Raw genomic sequence first — 4,515 nt, forward strand, 5'->3', positions numbered from 1 at the left:
GGGCGGGAGGCTGGGAGGGCGCTTCGGGAACGGGCGGTGGATGGGCTGTCCTTTGGCTATCGGGTTCGGGAGGCGCGGGGGGTTTCGCCAAGGGAATTGCTGGAGTTGGAGGTGGTGGAGGTCAGCGTCGTGACGCATCCGATGCAGGATTTGGCGCGGGTGATTGCGGTGGAGGGGGGCGAGCAATCCCCCTCTTCCAACTTCGCCTAACCGGCAGAGCCGGTAAGGCTTCGTATCCTTCTCCCCCAGGGGAGAAGGTTTTGCAGGGGTGCTCCGTTGGGGCGCCCCTTTTTCGTGGGAGTGGTGGATGACGGATCAGTTGGAAGCGAGCTTTGACGCGGTGGTGCAGGGTGAGCGCATCGCCGGGCTGGAGAATGAGGTCGCGGCGTTGAAGGGGGCTTTGCTGGTTCAGCAGAGGCCCGCGCTGGATGGCGTGAAGGGCGGGGCGGTCGATCCGCGTCGGGCCGCCTTTGTCGAGCGCTATGTGCGGCAGGGGTTGGAAGCGGGCGTCGAACTGAAGAGCTTTTCCGGGGCGAGCGGTGGCGCGGGCGGTTATGCGGTGCCGCGGGAGATCGATCAGATCATCGATGCGACGCTGAAGGGGATTTCTCCCATTCGCGCCATCGCCAATGTCGTGCGGACGGGGTCGGCGGGTTATCGCAAGCTGGTGACGTCGGGCGGCATCGTGTCGGGCTGGGCCAGCGAGACGGGGGCGCGGGCGGAGACGGCCACGCCCAGTTTCAATGAGATCGTGCCGCCTTCGGGCGAGCTTTACGCCAATCCGGCGGCGTCGCAGGCGATGCTGGACGATGCGCGGTTCGATGTCGAAGGCTGGCTGGCGGGGGAGATTGCCCGCGAGTTCGCGGCGGCGGAGGGTGCGGCCTTCGTCAACGGCAATGGGACCAACAAGCCGAAGGGTTTCCTGACCTATACGGCCACCAATGAGGCTGACAGCGTGCGGGCCTTCGGGTCGCTGCAATATGTGGCTTCGGGTGCTTCGGGGGCCTTTGCGGCGAGCGGGCCGGACAAGCTGATCGATCTGGTGCAGGCGTTGCGGGCGCCTTACCGGCAGGGGGCCTGTTTCGTGATGAATTCGGCCACGCTGGCGGTCATTCGCAAGATGAAGACCAGTGACGGGGCGTTTATCTGGCAGCCTTCTTTGGCGGCGGGGCAGCCGGCGACCCTGCTGGGTTATCCGGTGGTCGAGGCCGAGGATATGCCGGATCTTTCGGCCGGGTCGATGTCGATTGCCTTCGGTAATTTCCAGGCGGGCTATGTGATCTCCGAACGCAGTGAGACGAGCATTTTGCGCGATCCGTTCAGCAACAAGCCGTTCGTCCACTTTTACGCGGTGAAGCGGATCGGCGGGGCTGTGGCGAATTCGGAGGCGATCAAGTTGATGAAGTTCGCGGCGTCGTGATCTCCCCCTCTTCCAACTTCGCCTAACCGGCAGAGCCGGTAAGGCTGCGTATCCTTCTCCCCCAGGGGAGAAGGTTTTTGGGGGCGTCCTGTGGGCGTCCCCCTTTTTGTTGGGGAGGGGCCATGTTGGCGGATCTCAAGGCCTGGTTGCGGATCGGGTCGGATGATGAGGATGGCGTGCTGGAGCGGCTGTTGGGGAGCGCTTCGGGGCTTTGCGAGCAGTTTATCGGGCAGTGGCTGGTGGTGCGGGACGCCGCCGAGACCATCGTGGCGGACGGGAGTTGGCAGAGGCTGACGGCGCGGCCGGTGGTGGCGATATTGGGGGTGGAGGTGGATGGCGTTGCTTTGGCGCCGGGCGCCTATGCGGTCGATATCGATGCTTCGGGCGATGGCTGGGTGCGGGCGCGGCTGGTGGATGGGCCGGGCAAGGTGACGGTGCGTTATCGGGCGGGGCTGGCGGCGGATGTCGAGGGGCTGCCTGAGGCGATCCGGCAGGGGATCGTGCGGCTGGCGGCGGAGCATTTCACGGCGCGGGACGGGGAGGTGGCGACGCCGCCTGCGGTGGTCAGCGCGCTGTGGCGGCCCTGGCGGCGGATGCGGCTGGCGTGAGGGCGCGGCTTTGGGCGCTGGTGGAGGAGCGCATCGCGGCGCGGCGGCGGGGGATTGCTGCGGCGGCTTTGGCGGCCGGGGTTGAGGACGCTGTGGTCGAGGGGGAAGTCGTGCGCTTGGCCGGGGTTGGGCTGAGGCGGCGGTGGATGGGCGATCTGGCGCTTCGGGAAGCGGGGAGAGGGCGATGAGCGCGGAGGTGGCGGTGCGCGGGGCGCTGGTGGCGGCGCTGCGCGGGGATGCGGCGTTGATGGCGGGGCTGAACGGGTTGTTCGACGGTGCGCCGGGGCGGGCCAGTGCGCCTTATGGCGTGGTGGGGGATTGTGTCGCGCTGGATTGGGGCGCGAAGGATCTGGATGGGCGGGAGTTGGTGGTGACCGTCAGCCTGTTCGATGTCGGGGAAGCGCCTGTGCGGCTGGCGGGGTTGTTGGCGCGGGTGGATGCCGTGGTGCGGGCGGTTGGGCTGGTTGGCGGCTGGCGGGTCGTCGGGGCGCGGCTGGTGCGGTCGCGGGTGGCGCGGACGGGCGCGCGGGACGGGTGGCAGGCTTTGGTGGATTATCGGATGCGGGTGGTGGGGGTTTAGGGGATACCCAGGTGCAGAGGCGCGACCTGCGTATTTCCCCTCCACCACGCTGGGCGTGGTCCCCCTCCCCATCTGCGATGGGGAGGATTTTTTGGGTCAGGATTTGGAATAGTCTTCGAATTCGCCGAGGATCTTGTCCCTATATTCGCTGATCTGGTCGTCTGCGTCGGACTGGGCGGCCTTTTCCGACATGCCGCCGGACTTGTCCTCTGCGACGATGGCGGCGCGGAAGGCGGCTTCCTTGGCGCCGCATTCCGTCTTCAGCGTGGCCTGGAAATCGGCGAGCGTCAGTTTCTTGTCAAGCGCGGGCTGGACCTGTTTGGACAGGCATTCCGAATAGGCCTTGCGGCCGTTGCCGACGGGGTCGCCGCTTTGCGGGGCGGCGGCCAGCAGCAGCATCAGGGGGGCGGTCACGAACATTTCAGGTCTCTCTCCAAATCCCGAATCTTGCACGGTTTATCGTAGAGGAGAATGCGCCATGGGCGTGGAAAAAGGAAGCGCGTTTCTGTTGAAGATCGGGGATGGCGGGGCGCCGGTCGCCTACGCCACCGTGGCGGGGATGCGCACGACGCAATTGTCCGTCAACGGCGAGGCGGTGAACGTCACCAGCAAGGATTCGGGCGGCTGGCGCGAATTGCTGTCGGGCGCGGGGGTGCGGTCGGTCAGCGTGTCGGCGGCGGGCATCTTCACAGGATCGGCGGCGGAGGTGCGGCTGCGCAACCATGCGCTGGCGGGGACCATCGGCGATTATGAGCTGAGTTTCGAAAGCGGCGAGAAGATGCGCGGGCGGTTCCTGGTGACGCGGCTGGACTATGCCGGGGATTATAATGGGGAGCGCAACTATGCGCTGAGCCTGGAGAGTTCCGGGCCGGTGGTGTCGCTGTGAGCGGGGCGGCGAATGGCGCTCGGGGCGAGGCGGCGCTGGAACTGGGTGGGGAGCGCTTTGTGTTGCGGCCCAGTTTTGCGGCTTTGGTGGCGGCTGAGGAGGAATTGGGGCCGTTGTTCGCGCTGGTGGAGCGGGCGGCGGACGGGAAGCTGTCGCTTGGCGAGATGGCGGGGCTGTTCTGGCATTGTCTGGCGGAGCCGCCTGCGGGGTTGACGCGGGAGGCTTTGGGCGAGGCGATTGTCGGCGTGGGGTTGGCGAAGCTGACGCCTGTGTTGCGGGGGATTTTGGCGCAGATTTTGGGGGGACAATGAGCTTTTTCAAAGCGGCGGCGCGGCTGGCCGGGGTCGCGGGGTGGTTGCTGGGGTGGCGGCCGGAGGAATTCTGGCGGTCTACGCCGGCGGAACTGGAGAGCGTTTTGCGGGCGGCTCGTGGTGGGGAGGCGTCGGAGGTGGGGATGGATCGGGGGGAGTTGGAGAGATTGCGGGTTGGGATGCCGGATTGAGGCGCTTCGTTTCTCGACTTCGCTCGAAACGAACGGAGGTTGGGTGACTTTGTTACTCGGCTTTGGGCTGTCCTAAGGGCTTGAAACGAACGGTGGGTGTGGGGTGAGCCCCCACCCCAACCCCTCCCCTGAAGGGGAGGGGCTTTTTGGTTTTTCCTTTGGGCTTTGGAGGGTGGGATGGACGAGGAAATCGACAATCTGATCGTGCGGGTGCGGGCGGATCGGCAGGCCTTTGCTCAGGATGTCGAAGCCATGTGCGGGGAGTTGGAAGGGCCTCTTGCCACGGGCGCTGAGCGGGCGGGGCGGCGGATCGAGCGGGAGTTGTTGCGGGCCGCCCGGTCCGGGAAATTCGGGTTTGAGGAGCTGAAGGCCGTCGCTTTGCGGGTGCTGGATGACATTGCGGCCAGCGCCTTGCGGGCCGGGATGAGCAAAATCGGTGGCGATGGCGGGCTGATCGGGCTGGCGGGGGCCGTGTTGGGCTTGCCGGGGCGGGCGAGTTGCGCGCCGCTTGCGCCGGGG

General features: G+C 66.6%; 9 protein-coding genes and 1 pseudogene. 9 read left to right on the forward strand and 1 reads right to left on the reverse strand.

Annotation, left to right across the window (positions count from 1 at the left end; all coding sequences use genetic code 11):
- From BV95_RS22250 to gp17, 5 genes are all read left to right on the forward strand, one after another.
- Window positions 1-210, forward strand: a 210-nt coding sequence (locus tag BV95_RS22250) for an HK97 family phage prohead protease (RefSeq protein ID WP_037457478.1), incomplete at its 5' end; no start/stop codon positions are given.
- 97 nt (window positions 211-307) lie between these two features.
- Complete coding sequence (locus BV95_RS22255) at window positions 308-1,420, forward strand: phage major capsid protein (RefSeq protein WP_037457480.1); 1,113 nt, start codon at window positions 308-310, stop codon at window positions 1,418-1,420.
- A gap of 122 nt (window positions 1,421-1,542) precedes the next feature.
- Entirely contained in the window at window positions 1,543-2,028 is a 486-nt protein-coding gene (locus BV95_RS22260) for a head-tail connector protein (RefSeq protein ID WP_037457482.1), read from the forward strand.
- The gene (locus BV95_RS22265) at window positions 2,025-2,216 is read left to right on the forward strand and encodes a hypothetical protein (protein WP_409372085.1); all 192 of its coding nucleotides are present in this window, start codon (window positions 2,025-2,027) and stop codon (window positions 2,214-2,216) included. Before BV95_RS22260 ends, BV95_RS22265 begins: the two co-directional genes overlap by 4 nt.
- On the forward strand, window positions 2,213-2,608 hold the full coding sequence (gene gp17 / locus BV95_RS22270; protein WP_037457486.1) for a tail completion protein gp17: 396 nt from the start codon (window positions 2,213-2,215) through the stop codon (window positions 2,606-2,608). The genes BV95_RS22265 and gp17 overlap by 4 nt, the downstream gene beginning before the upstream one ends.
- 96 nt (window positions 2,609-2,704) lie before the next feature.
- Here the strand turns inward: gp17 and BV95_RS22275 are convergent, their stop codons facing one another.
- Entirely contained in the window at window positions 2,705-3,028 is a 324-nt protein-coding gene (locus tag BV95_RS22275) for a hypothetical protein (protein ID WP_037457488.1), read from the reverse strand.
- A gap of 58 nt (window positions 3,029-3,086) precedes the next feature.
- On the opposite strand from BV95_RS22275, the gene BV95_RS22280 reads away from it, so the two are divergent.
- From BV95_RS22280 to BV95_RS22295, 4 genes and pseudogenes are all read left to right on the forward strand, one after another.
- Window positions 3,087-3,494: a phage major tail protein, TP901-1 family gene (locus BV95_RS22280; protein ID WP_013846181.1), complete on the forward strand. Its 408-nt coding sequence runs from the start codon at window positions 3,087-3,089 to the stop codon at window positions 3,492-3,494.
- A complete protein-coding gene (locus BV95_RS22285) occupies window positions 3,491-3,805 on the forward strand; it encodes a gene transfer agent family protein (RefSeq protein WP_174544452.1) in 315 nt (104 codons plus the stop codon). Before BV95_RS22280 ends, BV95_RS22285 begins: the two co-directional genes overlap by 4 nt.
- Window positions 3,802-3,996: a phage tail assembly chaperone gene (locus BV95_RS22290; protein ID WP_037457490.1), complete on the forward strand. Its 195-nt coding sequence runs from the start codon at window positions 3,802-3,804 to the stop codon at window positions 3,994-3,996. Before BV95_RS22285 ends, BV95_RS22290 begins: the two co-directional genes overlap by 4 nt.
- Before the next feature lie 177 nt (window positions 3,997-4,173).
- Window positions 4,174-4,515 (forward strand): annotated as a pseudogene (locus BV95_RS22295) (tail tape measure protein); the annotation flags it as partial.

It is taken from the genome of Sphingobium chlorophenolicum (genome assembly GCF_000722875.1).
In the GTDB taxonomy this organism is placed as follows: domain Bacteria; phylum Pseudomonadota; class Alphaproteobacteria; order Sphingomonadales; family Sphingomonadaceae; genus Sphingobium; species Sphingobium chlorophenolicum.

Excerpts from the sequence above, each read along its gene's own strand:
- BV95_RS22255 (WP_037457480.1), top strand. The coding sequence starts at position 308 with ATGACGGATCAGTTGGAAGCGAGCTTTGACGCGGTGGTGCAGGGTGAG.
- BV95_RS22260 (WP_037457482.1), top strand. The coding sequence starts at position 1,543 with ATGTTGGCGGATCTCAAGGCCTGGTTGCGGATCGGGTCGGATGATGAG.
- gp17 (WP_037457486.1), top strand. The coding sequence starts at position 2,213 with ATGAGCGCGGAGGTGGCGGTGCGCGGGGCGCTGGTGGCGGCGCTGCGC.
- BV95_RS22275 (WP_037457488.1), bottom strand. The coding sequence starts at position 3,028 with ATGTTCGTGACCGCCCCCCTGATGCTGCTGCTGGCCGCCGCCCCGCAA.
- BV95_RS22280 (WP_013846181.1), top strand. The coding sequence starts at position 3,087 with ATGGGCGTGGAAAAAGGAAGCGCGTTTCTGTTGAAGATCGGGGATGGC.
- BV95_RS22290 (WP_037457490.1), top strand. The coding sequence starts at position 3,802 with ATGAGCTTTTTCAAAGCGGCGGCGCGGCTGGCCGGGGTCGCGGGGTGG.